Here is a 16,600-nt window from a genome sequence, read left to right on the forward strand (position 1 = left end):
TACCAGCAAAACCAAGGCGTCAGTTTTAACAACGTATTGGTAAATGTATTCATCGTGCTTAGATTTCTAATCATAGGATAAGTTGACTATTTATGGCTCAATTCGTATACAGCATGAACCGCGTTGGAAAGGTTGTTCCACCTAAGCGCGAGATTCTAAAAGACATTTCTCTTTCATTCTTCCCTGGCGCTAAGATCGGTGTATTGGGTCTTAACGGTTCTGGTAAATCGACTCTACTACGCATCATGGCGGGTGTTGATACCGAGCATAATGGTGAAGCACGCCCAATGCCGGGCATCAAAATCGGCTACTTGGAACAAGAGCCTCACCTTGATCCAGAAAAAAACGTTCGCGGTATTGTTGAAGAAGCTTTCAGCGACGTGATTGAAGCCATGGCTCGTTTAGATGCCGTGTATGCCGCATACGCAGAACCCGATGCAGACTTTGATGCCCTAGCAAAAGAACAAGGCCAACTTGAAGCCTTGATCGAAGCCAAAGAAGGCCACAACTTAGAGCGTGCCCTTGAAGTCGCCGCTGACGCACTTCGCCTTCCACACTGGGATGCCAAAGTTGAGCACCTTTCTGGTGGTGAACGTCGTCGTGTGGCTCTGTGTCGTCTATTGCTAGACAAACCAGACATGATTCTTCTAGACGAACCAACCAACCATTTGGATGCCGAATCCGTTGCTTGGCTAGAGCGCTTCTTAAAAGATTACCCAGGTACTGTTGTGGCGATTACCCACGACCGTTACTTCCTAGATAACGCAGCGGGCTGGATTCTGGAATTGGACCGTGGCCATGGTATTCCATACGAAGGCAACTACTCTTCTTGGTTGGAGCAAAAAAATGCTCGTCTAGAACAAGAAGCGAAGCAACAAGCGTCTCACCAAAAAGCCATTAAATCGGAGCTTGAGTGGGTTCGCCAAAACGCCAAAGGCCGTCAGTCTAAATCCAAAGCCCGTTTGGCTCGATTCGAAGAAATGAACTCACAAGAGTTCCAAGATCGTAACGAAACCAACGAGTTGTACATTCCACCAGGACCACGTCTTGGTAACAAAGTCATCGAAATCGAAGGTGTTAGCAAAAGCTTCGAACACAAGATGCTACTTGAAGACTTCAACATGGTCGTGCCACAAGGCGCAATCGTCGGAGTTGTTGGTGGTAACGGTGCCGGTAAATCGACCTTATTCAAAATGATCGCAGGCATCGAGCAACCAGATACTGGCACAGTCACATTAGGCGAAACAGTACAACTTGCTTACGTTGACCAAATGCGTGAACTAGATGGCGACAAAACCGTCTTTGAAGAAATCGCAGATGGCCAAGACATGATCACGGTGCACAACTACAAAGTGCCGTCTCGCGCCTACATTGGTCGCTTTAACTTCAAAGGGTCGGATCAACAAAAATTGGTTAAGCATTTGTCTGGTGGTGAGCGTAACCGTTTGCACCTTGCGAAATTGCTTAAAGAAGGTGGCAACGTATTGCTACTGGATGAGCCAACCAACGACCTTGACGTAGAAACATTACGTGCACTGGAAGACGCACTACTGGCCTTCCCAGGTGCGGCGATTGTTATTTCCCACGACCGTTGGTTCCTAGACCGTATCGCGACACACATCCTAGCGTACGAAGGCGATTCTAAAGCCGTCTTCTTCGAAGGTAACTACGCAGAATACGAAGCCGACTACAAAAAACGTACTGGCAACGAAGCCACACCAACTCGTATCAAATACAAACGTATTGATGCGTAATTCTATTTACTAGAATTGGTTGGATTGAATGGAAAACCGCTTTCAGAAATGGAAGCGGTTTTTTTATGACCATTTAGAAGCTACCGCTTCTTCAAGATCCCACTCGCGATGACAACACCAACGCTGACGAAGAGGAGTCCAGCGATGGAGTAGCCTTCTAGGTGTTCGCCAAGAACGGGGATGGCGATGAGCGCGGCGAGAACTGGGGTAAAAGCCCCGATGGCGGCCATGTTTTCAGCGCCCAATTTTTGGATAGCGTAGCCATAACAGAACCCTGTCATCAAGCCCACGAGCACACTCTGCACAAGGATCTGCCCTGCCAACATATCCCAAGACGCTTCGGCCAAGCCGCTGGACGCAAGCCCTGTTGCCCAAAGAAGCAATAAAACGAGTAAAGAAACGCCGCCCATTAAAGCGGTAGAGACCAAGGGCGGTAATCCAGCAATGCGTAAACTCACTGTGTAAACGGCCCAGAAAAAACTGGCCGCCAGCAGCAATAAATCCCCTTTCCACGTATCAACAGGGGCCGTGAATAATGACAAAACAAACAACACCACGACACCGATACAAACCAAGCTCAAACCCAGCTTTCGCTCACGGCTGACTTTTTCTTGATAAAAGAGCACGGCTAATAAGGTAACAAAAAAGGGAAACGCCCCCAGAATCAATAAGCCAGCGTGAGACGCAGGCGCGTATTTCAAACCGGTGGCACTCAGGTAAAAAAATGGCACCCCTGCTCCACAAACAATCCCCATTAATAATAGGGGCGATACGGCTTTGACCTGTGCTCTGGCTCGCCACAAGAAAGGAAACAACAACAAAGCCGGTGGAGAAAAACGCAAAATCCCCAGATCAAACGCGGTCAAAGTATTGGTCATGCCAGCACGCATACTGACCAGCCAAGAAGCCCAAATAAGAATGCTCACAAACGCCGCAATTAAGCCAAGACGAAAGCCCCAACCCGTGGCGTATTGTTTGTACTTTGGTAGCGCTTGAGCAGGATTGGATGATGTGTGCTGTGTAGCGGTTTGGGACATACCTACCTCGCAAGAAAATCGATAACATTATTATCTGCTCTCATTCGCGAGCATGTCCTTGCTATTTACCCTCAATAAAGGCTACTTTTTGGCATAGAACACTCATATATTCTTTTTAAATTACCAAGTGTGCCAATATGGATAAAACAGACCTAGATATTCTTACTCACTTACAGTCCGATGGACGTCTCACTAACGTGGCTTTAGCAGAAGAAATTCATTTGTCGCCTTCACCTTGTTTACGCCGTGTGAAGCATTTAGAAGAGGCAGGGGTGATCGAGGGCTATCACGCTCGCATTGATCGCCAAAAAGCGGGCTTTTCCATGACGGTATTCGTAGAGGTGCGTTTAAAAAGCCATGCCGATGACAAACATATTGTGTTTGAAAATGCGATTTTGGCAATGGAAGACATCATCAGCGCACACCTTGTCTCGGGGATTGCCGATTATCGCCTCGAAGTGGTGGCAATGGACCTACAAGATTATGAGCGTATTCTTAAAACCCTTCAGTCCTTGCCTCATGTGAAAGACATTCAAAGTCATTTTGCAATTCGCTCCGTTAAAACCGCTGCGCCATTACCTTTAAAAAGGATATTGTAGACCTAAACAAAAGTTATAAACGAAAAAACCGCTTATCTCTCAATAAGCGGTTTAGATAATAGACCTATATCGAACTTACACTTTAAAACTGCCCACTTGTTGATCCAACACTTTGTACAGCTTAGTGATGTCTTCTGATTGCTGCTGAATTAAATCAGATACAGACTGAACAGAATCCGTTTGATCCTTCAAAGAGACCATGTTGCGGTTGATATCATTAGAAACGATCGACTGCTCCTGTGTCGCTTGGGCAGTATGAGCCGCCATGTCCTGAACTTTTGCGAAAGATTCCTGCAAACTATTAAAAATACTGGTTACTTCACCAAAGTTACTCACAGTAGATTCGGCATTATCACGGCTATTTTGAATCGCTTTAGACGACTCTGCCACGTTCACTTTAAGCTGCTCAATCATGGCTTCAATTTCATTGGTACTGTCTTGGGTGCGTGTTGCTAAGGTACGAACCTCATCTGCCACCACAGCGAAACCACGCCCTTGCTCGCCAGCACGTGCCGCTTCGATTGCTGCGTTCAATGCTAACAAATTTGTTTGCTCAGCGATGTTACGAATAACTTCTAAAACGGAAGCAATATTTTCTGAACTCTTCTGTAATTCACCAGAACGTCCCAACGCAAGCTCGATATCAGATACTAATTCAGAAATGGCATGTTGAGATTTATTTACCGCCGACATGCCACTTTGTGTCAAGCTGTTAGAGTTTTTGGCTTCATCTGCTGTATCTTGCGCTACTGTTGCCATTTGCTGATTGGACATATCCATTTCATGGCCAGCACTAACAATAGAAGCTGACGCATTGGCTAAAGCTGCTGTAATATCAGACGTTTTCGAAGCCGCATTATTTAGCTGGCCAGTCATGTTCCCTAACGCACTGGATTGTTTATGAATGTTACTGATAATGCCTCTTAGACGATCAACAAATCCGTTAAACTCATCGGCCAAGTCCCCAAGTTCATCCTTAGTAGAAAACTCGATGCGCTGAGTTAAGTCACCATCACCTTCTGATATTTCGCGAATACGCATTCCTAAATAACGGACTTGGTTAGTAAGGGTTTTAGGCGTTTTGTAACTAAACCAAGAGGCAATAATTAAACCAATTAACACAACAATAATAGCGAGCTGTTGCAACTCTTCTTCTTTTTCAATAACACTCTTTTTCGCGGCACTAGCATGGCTATTAATGGCTTCGCCAGCTTGATCAAGAATACCTCGAAGGGCACCAAATTCGGCGTTGGCTTTTTTCTCTGCAGCCGCAAAAGTAGGAGCCTCTTTATCTAATACAACAAAGGCATTGGAAGCATTAAGCCAAGTAGTAAAAGCTTTATCAAAACCACCAAACGGCTTATAGATTTCTGGCTCATCAGACAAAAACTCACGAAACAGGTTAAAACGATCCTTAACTTGTTGCGCATTCTCTAATCGATCTTTCTCTTCCTCTTGAACATTGCCAACATTTGCCACAATACGTTGTTCGGCAAGTTTTGCTTGATAAAGGTCTCTATCAGCATTCAGAATAACGGCAGAAGCTTTACCATATGCATCAGCTTGAGCATGCAATGCGATATTTAATTGATTAATTATGTATCCCATTGAAACCAAGGCAACAACAAAAGTGATACTCATCACAAGAACAGGCAAAGAACTTTTTACCCTAATGGAATTCAAACGCATAATTTTATCTCCAAACAAAAGTGCCGTGTCTACGGCCTGTCAGAGCATAGTAGGGCGAGCCTGTACCATGAATCAATAAGGCTTAACAATTACCTACATATATACAGAACTAAATAACTTATAAACACGCTCACCTTGATGTTGCGCAATGACAGAAAACAAAATTAAGTAATTGATTGACAAGGATAGTTTTAAATAAAAATGTGAAAACAGGTAAAACTCATCCTGTCATTGAAGTGTTTCTCAACAGCATTTAATAAAACAAAACCAATAAAAAAAGACTTTCTTTGTTCCTAACATTACACTTTACAGCACATAAAAAAGAGTAACGCGATAACATGCCTTTCCCGACTCACAGCGCAAAACTTTCTCTAGCAGCTTGGTTAGAAGCTCATACCGAGTTTCGACTGCCAACTCATGCGAGCGACTTACCGACAGCACTTAATGAGCTAGACCGCTCACCACAACCCAAAAGCTATCTTGCGCAGTTTACGCAACTAAAACGCTATTTTAATCGTGCCATTTTAGGCTTGCTGCTGGTTTCTTTGTTGTTGGGTTTTATGGCAGTGCCGCCTGCCTTTGCCACCAGCCAATCCAATCAGGTCAATATTTTCTGGCTGTTCATTATTTTATTGGGGTTCCATGCGCTGAACTTTATCGTCTGGTGTGTCACCATGTTGGCAACCATGAGGCAGTCCAACAATCATCAAGGTTTCTTGCTCAGCCTATTGATTTTCCTTAATAAGAAAGTAGGTAAGCACTTACATATCAATACGGAAGTGAGTACAGCTTATTTGCATTGGCAGTGCCCTAACCATGCCAATAAATGGCTGGTCAGCAGTATTTCTCATGGGGCTTGGGGGTGTTATTTATTCGCTGGTTGGGTCATGACGCTACTGCTGTTACTAACCAACCAAGTCAACTTTGCTTGGGAAACCACATTATTAAGCGACGACGCCTTTGTTCAACTAACACAAACACTCAGCGCGATTCCACAATGGTTGGGTATTGCCCTTCCCAACCAAGTCGATATTCTGGCTAGTCGTGTCGATCTTGTTTCTCAGACCGCTTCCACTCGACAACACTGGGCAAATTTCTTGCTCGCGAGTATTTTCCTTTATGGCGTCTTACCAAGGGCAATGTTAACCATCGTCTGTGTGGCTATATATCACCTTAAAAGAGCGGCTCAGCCACTCAGTACACAAGAGAAAATCATTCAGAATCGTTACCGCCAACAAGAAAAGCAAAGCCGACATATCTTAGATGCCGATCATCATCGCTCTGGTTCGTCGGCTCCTGCAAATGACACACATAGCAACACACTGGCAGAGGGTGCTTTTTCGCAACATTGGGCCTTGTTTGAATGGAGCCAGGCGCGACCGGATTACCTACACGCCACGCGCTCAGTTTCCTTATTAAATAGTCGCGAGGAACAAGATCGGTTTCTCGCGTCGGCGAATGACGAGCCCATGTATATTTTGGTCAATGCAGAACAAAGTCCAGATCGTGGCACACGACGATTTTTCACCCAAGCCAGCAAGATGTACTCGGTTTTAACCATGGTGATTGCAGAGCAAGGCCAAGCTAAATTCGCCGAAGACTGGCAACGTCTAGCCAAAGAAGCCCATATTTACTCTACCCAACTCAAGCAGAAGGACTAAGCCGTGTCGATATCTCTCTTGGTCGTTGGCCACGCAAACACAGGCAAAACCTCTTTGATCCGCACCCTGTTGCGCAAACAAGACTTTGGCGAAGTCAGTGATAGAGCGGGAACCACTCGTCATGTAGAAAGCGTGAAGATCAATATTGGCCAAGAAGCCATTATCACGTTAACCGACACACCTGGGTTTGAAGATTCAATCGGCCTTTGGGACATTCGCCATTCAGAGGCATTCCGCGCTTATCAAGGCGCAGACTGGCTACAGCCATTTTGTGAAAGCCACTTTGCCCAAGATGAGTTTGAACAAGAGGCGAAGATACTTAAGCAACTCACAAAAGCCGATATCATTTTATACGTGATAGACATTCGCCAAGCCCCTCTGGGTAAATATTTAGATGAGCTGGCGTTACTGGCCAGTGCAAATAAACCCATCATTCCTATTTTGAATTTCAGCGCCTCACCCAGCGCGCATTTAGAGGCATGGCGTCATGTTCTGGCTGAGCGCCATTTGCACGCCGTCATCAAATACGACACGGTGGCCTTTTATTTCGAAGACGAAAAGCGTTTATACCAGAGCATTCAGAGCCTGATGCCAGAACAATATGACGCCATCAAACACCTTATTGAGTCCCGAGAAGAAGCGGCGCAACTACGCCAGACCATGGCGGCTAACCAATTAGCTGAATTGATACTAAAAGCCGCCAGCACTCGTCTTGAATGCTCAAGCTACCCGCCAAAACCTGAGGAATCCTCCGTTTTCGAAGACAAAATACGCGTTCTAGAAAGTCACTACATTAAAAACTTGCTGCGACTTTATGAGTTCCAAGCGGAAGACTTAAAAGCCACTCCCCTCGCCATTAAGAATGACCGTTGGCAGCAAGACATTTTTGATGCAGAGACGCTAAAAGAATGGGGCGTTGAAACCAGTACCAGCGCCTTAACGGGGGCGGCGATTGGGGCGGGCATTGATGTCATGTCTGCGGGATTAACATTAGGCACGGCTACGACCATTGGCGCTATTTTAGGTGCCACATGGAAAACGGGACAACGCTACAAGGACACCCTAAAAAGCAAACTCACCAAGCGTTATTATCTGTGTCTTGATAAAGCCACTTTGACGCTGTTGTGCCTTCGTGGCTTAACAGCGATTCACCATTTGCACCAACGAGGTCACGCATCTCAGCAAGCCTACGAGCTAGCAAATCAAGCGCAGGACGATGAACTGATTGATCAGATAAAACCCTATTGGAAACAAGCTCAGCAACATCCAGAATGGGAAAACCAGACCTTGTCTGATTCCCATCCAAGCAAATTGGCATTGCAGAGTGTGTTAGAAAAAGCGCTTAGCTCAAATAAAAGTTAAGACGCTTTGTTTTGATTTAACAGCTCTTGATCTAGGCGCTGCTGTGTTTCGTGCATTTGTTGTTCACAGGACTTGAGCAGCTTTATCACATCTGTCTCGTGCAGCCCTGCTGTGTCTATGGGCGGCAGCATTTCAACGATCACTTTACCATTATTCCAACGGTTCAGGCTTATTTGACCATGTGTGCTGCTGCAAACCACAGGCACCACGGGCACCCCAGCTTGAACAGCAGCATGGAATGCGCCTCGTTTAAAGGGCAACAAACCACGCCCACGGCTTCGGGTTCCTTCTGGAAACATCCAAATAGATAAGCCGGTTTTTTTCATTTTGGAGACAATTTGGTCAATGGTGGCAATGGCCTGCTTGCGGTTTTCTCGATTAATTAAGAAGTTACCACTGGCCCAATACAACGCCCCAAAGAAAGGAATCCATCGCAGGCTAGTTTTTCCTACGGTCACCACGCCTTTCGGGACAACCACCGCGAGGGTGAACAAATCGAAATTATTTTGATGGTTCGCCACATAAACCGCTTGAGGTATATTCTTCGCAGATTCAGCGACACGCCCTTCAACCGATAAGCCAAACAAAGGGCCTACTTGGGCAAACACACGCCCCAGATAATACACGCGGTTCTTTGACCACAAGGTAAGCAAGCAAAACACAATCCCCAGAAGTGTTACACCTACAACCAACAATAATAGCAATGCCATCCGTATCAAAAGCAACATATTGGAATAAACCTCACAATAACAGCGTGTAAGATTGATTATGGTTTAACGTGAATGGAACTCCTCACGCCATTGAAAAAACTCTTCTGCAACCAAGGGTTTAGAAAAGAAGTAGCCTTGTATTTTATCACAATGATAATGCCTTAAAAGCGCTGTGCCCTCGGCATTTTCGGCTCCTTCGGCAGTGACCTGAAAACCTAAGCTATGGGATAGCTCTATGGTGGCCTTAGTAATAAATTCATCACCTTTATTGGTATCGATATACTGAATGAAAGCTCGGTCTATCTTCACCTCATTGACAGGCAACTCGCGTAAATAAGCCAATGAAGATTGTCCCGTGCCAAAATCATCAATAGCAAGATGAACCCCCATCTCTTGCAATGCTTTTAATACACGGATGACTTTCGCTCTATCCTTCATCACCGCACTTTCTGTTACCTCTAACGCCAGCGCGCGTGTCGGTAAACGGTTCGCCAACAGGGCTTCAGATACAATAAATGGCAACTGCTCATCTAACAGATCATGGGCTGATAAGTTTACCGCGACACGTATTTCTTGACCTTGTTCCCACCATTTACTCAATTGAGATAACACAGTATTCAACACCCACTTGGTTAACTGCTGAATACTACCTGCGTGTTCTAATAACGAAATAAACTCATCCGGCGGCAAAAAGCCAAGTTCTGGATGAATCCAGCGAATTAAAGCTTCTGCTTCATGGCAATCATCGCCAGCTAAACCCACTTTAGGTTGATAAACAACAAACAGCTGTCCGCCCTTCAAGGCCGCAGGCAAGTCACGGATAATGGTCAACTGACGGCGGTGGTTTTCATCCTGACCCACTTTATAGAAAACATATAAATCGCTGGCTTCTCTGGCTTCATCGGTCACAATATCCAAACGTCGCATCGCGCTATTAACGCTAGCAGAAGCATGTTCAAACGGAAGGACAGCAATGCTGATATCAAGACGAATGCTAGAGCCTTTCTCTACTTCAAACTCATCAGCAAAACAGCTTTTTAAATCATTACAATCTTGCTGAGTAATGGAGCGATCAAAAATCAGTAAAAACTTATCCGCATTCAATCTAGCTAACATGTTGGCATCGTGTCCCCATTGTTGCAGACGTTCAGCCACTTTCGAAAGCAATGCGTTCCCCACATCAAAACCCAACATATTATTAATATCTTTAAAATGGCGGATATTAACTAACACTAATCCACCCTGTTCTTTGGGTAAGGTATCGCTTAAATAATGCTCTACAGCACTCTGATTGAATAAACCGGTAAGTTGATCATGAGAAGCGCGATAGGTTAGCTCTTCTTCCCTGCTAATAATAGAATCTTGCATCGTCTTCATGGTATGAGACAAAACACCAAACTCGCCGCCGACATCCGGTGCATGTACCTTATCCTTCTTGCCACCAAGTCCAATCTCTTTGGCATAATCCACCAGACGCCCTATTGGCTTAGTCATATTACGAGCAAGAGCAAAACCAAATAACAAGGCTAACGACAAGGCCCCTGTGAAAATCAAAATCAATTGGTTGCGGGTATTGTTGTAACTCTGCAACCATGGACCATAAGGTAAATGGATAATCCCCCATTGATTTGGCATGCCCAAGTCAACACCAAGCGATAAGTATTTTTCATCGTTGGAAAAAGCGGGAGTGGTAAGAATACTTTCAATACTGCCAATGTCTTTTAAAAGGACATCCTTTTCATGCTCAGGCAAGGTTGACCCACCCGCAATAAGATGGTCATCAGACGATTCATAAACAAAACTGATGTCCAAACCAGTGACATTTTTGATTTGTTCCGCCAAAGCTCGATCTAGCAAAAACGCCATGCCGACCCATGCCACCACATTAGGCACTCTAATTGGCACCAATACCAACTGATAGGCGCGATTATCAAACGCAATCATGGTGCTAATTGACGAACCACCAGAACGACGCGCAGCAAAAACTAGGTCTGCAATCGTGGTGTTGATGTTTAGATCTTGGGTAGCGGTAATAAGTTCGCCTCTAGGAGAGACTATAAGAGAGATGTCGGCGTTAATTCGTGCGCCATGATTTTGTAGAACAGATTTAATTGTGCCGGTTTCTCTGGTCGCAACCGCTTGCTTAAAACCAAAGTCAGAGGTCAGAATTTCAACCCCTTTGGTGAGCTGCTCGGCACGTGACTCTAAAAATAAATCAAAAACATTACGTGAGACATCAATGGAATGAACTCCCTGCTTGTAGTTATCTTCTTTTAAAGAAGATAACACCGCCAACGCGGTTCCTAACTGAACCAACGCAAGCAGCACTAAGACAAACATAATGAGTCGTGCTTGAAAGCTCTTTAACACTTTAAAACCTCTTTAATGCTAATCACCTAGGCTGCTTAGCTTAAATTCCAAAAAACCACTCATGGTCAAGAATAATAGGGGTTATCCCATTTTTATGCCACATCTAACACGCTTTCTAATGTTGCCAGTAATTATCTTGCCAATAGTCAATTTGATCATCACCAAGAAAACTCCATGCGACAAATCGACTAATCTTCTGACCTTGCGCCATTTCAATGGTTTTTACTTGCCGAGCGCCGACGGCTTTGAGTGCGCGATAGATAGCCTCTAAATTGCTTTGTCGAGCCACTAACGATGTAAACCAAAAACAACGATCTGCATACTGCACACTTTCTTTTACCATACGCGAAATAAAGCCAGCCTCACCACCATCACACCATAATTCTGCAGCCTTGCCACCAAAATTCAGCACAGGTTTATCATTTTTGGCGGTGTTATCTTTTACACCACGCCACTTACGCTGAGACTCATCGATCATCGCCGACTCACTGGTATGGAAAGGCGGGTTACATAAGGTCAAATCGAAACGGTCTTTTTCCTTCCAGACCCCATCAAACAGCTTTGCTGGTTGAGTCTGCAATCGTGCCGTAATGGCACCTTTTAAACAGGCATTGGATTTCACTATGGTGTCACAGGTTGCCACGGCAACAGGGTTCACATCTGATCCAACAAACTGCCAACCATATTCTTGATGACCAATGATCGGATACACACAGTTTGCTCCCACACCCACATCCAACACTTTAATACCTTTACCACGTGGAATAACGCCTTTATTACTGGCGGCTAATAGATCGGCAAGGTAATGAATGTAGTCTGCTCGACCCGGAATGGGCGGGCAAAGATAGCCTGGTGGAATATCCCAAAAAGCCACTCCATAAAAATGACTCAGTAAGGCGCGGTTCAAGGTTTTCACCGCCTCGGGATTAGCAAAGTCTACCGATTCATTGCCGTATTGATTCAACTGGATAAAACGAGAGAGTTCAGGACAAGAATCCGCCAATAAAGCAAAGTCATAACGCGCACGATGCGGGTTACGAGGATGAAGCTCTAGCTTATTAGTGCGTTTGCTTTTCGTATTCTTGCTTTTTAAGACCACAGGGATGCCATTGTTTTAAACCAAAATGCGAGTATAACCGAATTCCTCTACAGGGACTAAATGTGCCGAGTGTTACGCTCTTCAATAGTCAAAACTCAGGATAAGGAATTAAGCTTTTCACCACGTCTTCCGTCAGTTTTCTAAACCATTCTACAGCAGGGTCTCGTTCAATACTTTTAGGCCAACTTAAAAAGTATTTGGAATCAGGAAACTCAACGGGTAACGGCTTCATAGTAAGATTAAATTGTTCGCAGAATCGCTCGGCTAATAGACCGCTTGTGCTGATAAGCAAAGACGTACGCCCTACGGTTTCCAGAGCAGATAAGAAATACGGTGTACGAAAGGCAAAACGCCGCTCATGGGCTCTATCGGCTAAAACAAGATCACTCACTACACGGCGTGTTCCCCCCATACTTACCAATACATGGGAAAAGCTTAAATACTCATCTAGGCTAATCTTATCTTGCTTCGCAAGGGGATGATTGTTCGACATGATGCAACGAAATTTCTCATGTCCCAACAGCACTTTGCGATATGTGTTAGGAATTTCAATGTACTCACTGCATAGCACGACATCAACTGAGTGTTCTGCCTGACTCACTAAACTGGTTTCCGTAATGGTCGTCGTTTCTAATGAGGCAAAAGGTGCTTCTTGGTAAAAACGTTCAGCTATAGCTGGCACATAAGCTTGCGCTTGGTAATGAGTCGTTTGTAATCGAAAAACTCGGTTACTACTTTGTGGTTGAAAATCTGGAAGGGATTCCAGTCCGGCCATTTGCTCTAACATCTGCTTTAATGGCGCTTCTAGGGTCAATGCTTTTGATGTTGGCACCATGCCTTTCGAAGTACGAATGAATAAAGGGTCATCAAACGCATCACGTAATCGATTAAGCAGCCGACTCATGGCCGATTGACTCAAATAAAGGCGCTCCGCAGCCCGACCAACATGACGCTCTTCCAATAAGAACAAAAGCCCTGTTAAAGACTTTAGATCCAAGTGTTGTAACGAATTAGGAATCATGACCAAATCTCGTTTTACGCATAATAATTAGAACCATTATGCATTGGATTTAATTCAGAGGGAAAGTCATTATCACAACACTTATTCACCCCGCTTTAACAAGGTTGATTTAATGCCAACTGCAAAACAGACTTTTCTATATGGCCTCTTTTTTAGCTCTATTACTGTCATGTTTTGGGGAATGCTACCGATTGCATTAAAGCTCTCTGGCCACTTTTCCGACCCAATCACGCTCACATGGTTACGCTTCTCTGTCGCTGGCATCATTTTAGGATTATGGCAATGGCAACGTGGAAAACTGGGCGAGTTTAAATCATTAACGAAAAATGATTGGTTGCGTCTTTTTGCCGCTGGCAGCTTTTTAATTGTTAATTACACCAGTTTCGCATGGAGCCTCGACTTTTTATTACCCGGTTCTGCACAATTAAGTTTTCAAATCGCACCGCTTTTCCTCGCTTTAGGTGGATTATTCTTTTTAAAAGAACGCATTAACTGGCAACAATGGCTTTGTTTTGTGGGAATTGGCCTAGGCATGTTGGTCTTCTTTCACCCTGTTATTGGGCAAGATGGTCAAGGATCATTGTGGGTTGGTTTTGCTATTATTCAATTGTCCGCTGCTGCTTGGTCTCTGTATGCGTTACTCCAAAAATCCCTATTCAAACATCTAGCACCGACCAATATTTTGCTGGCAATTTATGTTTATGCCTTGTTTGTTATGTTGCCATTTTCATCGCCAAGCGAACTACTCACTATGTCTCCTGACGACATATGGGTAGCAGCATTCTGCTGCCTTAATACACTGGTCGCATATGGTGCATTTGCTCAAGCCATGCGTTATTGGCAAACCGTACAAGTCAGTGCATCTGTTGCATTAGCCCCTGTCATGGCTTTCCTATTAACCGAACTTTGCGTGGCACTGGGATGGTGGACTGGCAGCATCAGTTCATCTCATGCTGACTTACTCAGTTTGTTTGGTATGTTCATCGTCATTGTCAGTGCGATTAATGTGCAATTGATTAGTGCAAGAGTACAACGTAAAGCCGAATTATTAACAAAATCAGCAAGTAAAACGGCTTAAGTTAATCATCAAGGGGATCGGCGGCGGTCACAACCACAAAGTAAAGGGAATAATGGAAATGCCTAAAATTAGCAGCACGGCAATCAGAGTAAAAAAAGCTTCGGATGGGTTTTGGCGGGCGTGTTGTAAATAACCTAATACCCACTGACCGAAAGAGATAGGACGCATGGTTTGGGCGCGGGCCATTTGATCTTCTCGAATCAATTCCCGTGCTTTGATGGCTTGCTCTTTATCCTTCACCCACAGACCTGCCATTGAAATCTGCCAACGACCAGCGGAGGTTTCATAAAAGGCAATATCATGATCGGCCAATAACTGACGGATCTCATCCGCTTCTTCATCAGGAACATATTTCAGCCGAAAAACCAGAGTTGCCATACGATAAAACCTTGAACTTAGAAATTAAGCGGTAGAGAGTAAGAGAAGCAAGGCAATAATACAATCTCGTATTTTGAGTCGTTTTTTTAAAAGGTAAGTCGTTCTTCAAGCCAAGCGATAACTTGTTCTTTCGGTAGAGGGCGGCAGAAATAGTAACCTTGCACTCTATCAACACCTAGCTCTCGAACCGCACTTAATTGATCTTCTCGCTCAACCCCTTCAGCCACCAACTCCATATTCAACTCTTTTGCTAGTTTTGTGACTGAGGTGAGTATCTGCCGAGTAAACTGATCATCCCTCAAGCTAGCAATAAAAATTTGATCCAGCTTCAATGTGTCATATGGGAAACGACGAAGGAAGTCTAACCCCGCATAACCAGTACCAAAATCATCAACCGACAACCCAATTCCCAAACTTTTAATGTGTTCAAAGCGACTCACCATTAAAGGCAGTTCAACAGAATCTAGCACACTCGTTTCTGTCACTTCGAGGTTAAGTCGACCTTTTAACTCAGGATACTCATCTAAAATACAAGATAAGTGCGGCGCAAAACATTCTTTCAGCAGACTATGCCTATCCACATTCACGGAAATTTTAATATCCCTGAGTTGTTCTGGATACTCTCGGTAAAAATCCCCAACTTTGCGAATCACCATCCACGTCAGCTCATCAATCAAGCCAAGACGGTCTGCCATATCCACAATGACCAGTGGCGACACCTGTCCATGGCGAAATGATCGCCACCGGATGAGCGCTTCCATTTCATGAGCGCCACCCTCTTTTAATGAAACAATGGGCTGGAAATGTACATCCATAGCATTATTCTTAATTGCTCGTTTAATGCAGTGTCGTAAAGAACGTCGGTAATAAATCAGTACTAAATGACTAATATAAAAGACAACAAACAAGAATACCCAACTCACTAAAATAAAAGGCAAAAGTGACCATAGGTGACGCCAATACAAACTAGAAGGTAGGAAGACAACCAACGTCATTGCCCAATGACTTAAAGTCTCTTGGTGTTTAGCAAGTACTTTGGAATCGATGCCATCTCTATTGGAAGAAAATATTTTCTTTCCAATCGTCAACTGATAAAAATAATCAGGCAATAGAACTTGATCGACACTCACTGCGATACTTTCCGGTGGTGCGAGTCCATTCACGCCAAGACCATCAGGCCGTTGATAAAAGGCAAAAAAGGTCGATTCCCCTAGTGTATTAGAACTCACTAAAGATACCGTCTTTCGGTCCACACTGTCTTTAATTCGACCGACTATCGAATCATATATCTTGATATTAGCGGGACCTAGGCTCGAACAATAAACAATAAAATCAGAATTGAATAAACCAATTTCTTTCAAGGTTGGGGAGTAAAAAGTAACGCGTCGTAAACGCTTTAAATCAGGCTTTTCACAAGACAAACTGCTTTCATCTACAACCTGTTTTAATTCAGTAAAAATCCCATCCATTTGCTTAGACAAAGCCTGTTTCGCAGCCACAGTACGATTATCTAAATCCTGCAATAAAGAGAAATATAAGCAGATAGCAAAAATAGTGAGGATAACAAACAACGAAAGGAGGCTATAAAAAAAGATCACTCTTTTTCTCGAAGGAACTATTTCAGTGATATTTTTAAACACTAAGTCTACCTCCTTATGTGTTTATTCTCAGTTCTAAAAAGCACTTTGTGCAAAAATATCGAATACTATATGTTGATAATTACATAGATATTCAAATGTACCAATAAAAAAGACCGCCAAAAGGCAGTCTTTTTTAAATAATAGAAAAGAAATCGCGTTAACCTTATCCTATATCAAGCAAAGTAATAATGTACCTTTAACA

At 44.0% G+C, this 16,600-nt stretch carries 13 protein-coding genes; 5 read left to right on the forward strand and 8 right to left on the reverse strand.

Going from position 1 to position 16,600, the window contains the following annotated elements; translation table 11 throughout:
- Window positions 1-92 precede the first annotated feature (92 nt).
- Window positions 93-1,754: an energy-dependent translational throttle protein EttA gene (gene ettA / locus C0J08_RS19735; protein ID WP_212653600.1), complete on the forward strand. Its 1,662-nt coding sequence runs from the start codon at window positions 93-95 to the stop codon at window positions 1,752-1,754.
- 80 nt (window positions 1,755-1,834) lie between these two features.
- Here the strand turns inward: ettA and C0J08_RS19740 are convergent, their stop codons facing one another.
- A complete protein-coding gene (locus C0J08_RS19740) occupies window positions 1,835-2,791 on the reverse strand; it encodes a DMT family transporter (protein WP_212653601.1) in 957 nt (318 codons plus the stop codon).
- Window positions 2,792-2,928: 137 nt separating this feature from the next.
- On the opposite strand from C0J08_RS19740, the gene C0J08_RS19745 reads away from it, so the two are divergent.
- On the forward strand, window positions 2,929-3,390 hold the full coding sequence (locus C0J08_RS19745; protein ID WP_212653602.1) for an Lrp/AsnC family transcriptional regulator: 462 nt from the start codon (window positions 2,929-2,931) through the stop codon (window positions 3,388-3,390).
- A 75-nt stretch (window positions 3,391-3,465) separates the two neighbouring features.
- On the opposite strand, the gene C0J08_RS19750 is transcribed toward C0J08_RS19745, so the two are convergent.
- A complete protein-coding gene (locus C0J08_RS19750; protein ID WP_212653603.1) occupies window positions 3,466-5,079 on the reverse strand; it encodes a methyl-accepting chemotaxis protein in 1,614 nt (537 codons plus the stop codon).
- A gap of 338 nt (window positions 5,080-5,417) precedes the next feature.
- Here C0J08_RS19750 and C0J08_RS19755 point away from each other — a divergent pair, with 338 nt between their 5' ends.
- Both C0J08_RS19755 and C0J08_RS19760 read left to right on the forward strand, forming a co-directional pair.
- Window positions 5,418-6,740, forward strand: a complete 1,323-nt coding sequence (locus C0J08_RS19755; protein ID WP_212653604.1) for a DUF2868 domain-containing protein — start codon at window positions 5,418-5,420, stop codon at window positions 6,738-6,740.
- A gap of 3 nt (window positions 6,741-6,743) precedes the next feature.
- The gene (locus tag C0J08_RS19760; protein WP_212653605.1) at window positions 6,744-8,102 is read left to right on the forward strand and encodes a DUF3482 domain-containing protein; all 1,359 of its coding nucleotides are present in this window, start codon (window positions 6,744-6,746) and stop codon (window positions 8,100-8,102) included.
- Here the strand turns inward: C0J08_RS19760 and C0J08_RS19765 are convergent.
- The 4 genes from C0J08_RS19765 to C0J08_RS19780 all read right to left on the reverse strand — a co-directional run bounded on the left by C0J08_RS19765 (window position 8,099) and on the right by C0J08_RS19780 (window position 13,302).
- Window positions 8,099-8,830 carry a 1-acylglycerol-3-phosphate O-acyltransferase gene (locus tag C0J08_RS19765; RefSeq protein ID WP_212653606.1) on the reverse strand — a complete coding sequence of 244 codons (732 nt, stop codon included), beginning with the start codon at window positions 8,828-8,830 and terminating at the stop codon, window positions 8,099-8,101. The two genes, C0J08_RS19760 and C0J08_RS19765, sit on opposite strands and share 4 nt — an antisense overlap.
- 45 nt (window positions 8,831-8,875) lie before the next feature.
- Entirely contained in the window at window positions 8,876-11,182 is a 2,307-nt protein-coding gene (locus tag C0J08_RS19770) for a putative bifunctional diguanylate cyclase/phosphodiesterase (protein ID WP_212653607.1), read from the reverse strand.
- A gap of 115 nt (window positions 11,183-11,297) precedes the next feature.
- On the reverse strand, window positions 11,298-12,281 hold the full coding sequence (rlmF, locus tag C0J08_RS19775) for a 23S rRNA (adenine(1618)-N(6))-methyltransferase RlmF (protein ID WP_212653608.1): 984 nt from the start codon (window positions 12,279-12,281) through the stop codon (window positions 11,298-11,300).
- Between the two features lie 88 nt (window positions 12,282-12,369).
- Entirely contained in the window at window positions 12,370-13,302 is a 933-nt protein-coding gene (locus C0J08_RS19780; RefSeq protein WP_212653609.1) for a LysR family transcriptional regulator, read from the reverse strand.
- A gap of 112 nt (window positions 13,303-13,414) precedes the next feature.
- Here C0J08_RS19780 and C0J08_RS19785 point away from each other — a divergent pair, with 112 nt between their 5' ends.
- Window positions 13,415-14,380, forward strand: coding sequence for a DMT family transporter (locus C0J08_RS19785; protein WP_212653610.1), 966 nt, complete (start codon window positions 13,415-13,417; stop codon window positions 14,378-14,380).
- A gap of 27 nt (window positions 14,381-14,407) precedes the next feature.
- On the opposite strand, the gene C0J08_RS19790 is transcribed toward C0J08_RS19785, so the two are convergent.
- Both C0J08_RS19790 and C0J08_RS19795 read right to left on the reverse strand, forming a co-directional pair.
- A complete protein-coding gene (locus C0J08_RS19790) occupies window positions 14,408-14,758 on the reverse strand; it encodes a DUF6164 family protein (protein ID WP_212653611.1) in 351 nt (116 codons plus the stop codon).
- Between the two features lie 86 nt (window positions 14,759-14,844).
- The gene (locus C0J08_RS19795) at window positions 14,845-16,398 is read right to left on the reverse strand and encodes an EAL domain-containing protein (RefSeq protein WP_212653612.1); all 1,554 of its coding nucleotides are present in this window, start codon (window positions 16,396-16,398) and stop codon (window positions 14,845-14,847) included.
- Between the last annotated feature and the right edge of the window lie 202 nt (window positions 16,399-16,600).

Origin of the sequence: Marinomonas sp. CT5 (assembly GCF_018336975.1) — a bacterium.
Classification (GTDB): domain Bacteria; phylum Pseudomonadota; class Gammaproteobacteria; order Pseudomonadales; family Marinomonadaceae; genus Marinomonas.

Coding starts and splice junctions, on each gene's coding strand:
- ettA (WP_212653600.1), top strand. CDS start 93: ATGGCTCAATTCGTATACAGCATGAACCGCGTTGGAAAGGTTGTTCCA.
- C0J08_RS19740 (WP_212653601.1), bottom strand. CDS start 2,791: ATGTCCCAAACCGCTACACAGCACACATCATCCAATCCTGCTCAAGCG.
- C0J08_RS19745 (WP_212653602.1), top strand. CDS start 2,929: ATGGATAAAACAGACCTAGATATTCTTACTCACTTACAGTCCGATGGA.
- C0J08_RS19750 (WP_212653603.1), bottom strand. CDS start 5,079: ATGCGTTTGAATTCCATTAGGGTAAAAAGTTCTTTGCCTGTTCTTGTG.
- C0J08_RS19755 (WP_212653604.1), top strand. CDS start 5,418: ATGCCTTTCCCGACTCACAGCGCAAAACTTTCTCTAGCAGCTTGGTTA.
- C0J08_RS19765 (WP_212653606.1), bottom strand. CDS start 8,830: ATGTTGCTTTTGATACGGATGGCATTGCTATTATTGTTGGTTGTAGGT.
- C0J08_RS19780 (WP_212653609.1), bottom strand. CDS start 13,302: ATGATTCCTAATTCGTTACAACACTTGGATCTAAAGTCTTTAACAGGG.
- C0J08_RS19785 (WP_212653610.1), top strand. CDS start 13,415: ATGCCAACTGCAAAACAGACTTTTCTATATGGCCTCTTTTTTAGCTCT.
- C0J08_RS19790 (WP_212653611.1), bottom strand. CDS start 14,758: ATGGCAACTCTGGTTTTTCGGCTGAAATATGTTCCTGATGAAGAAGCG.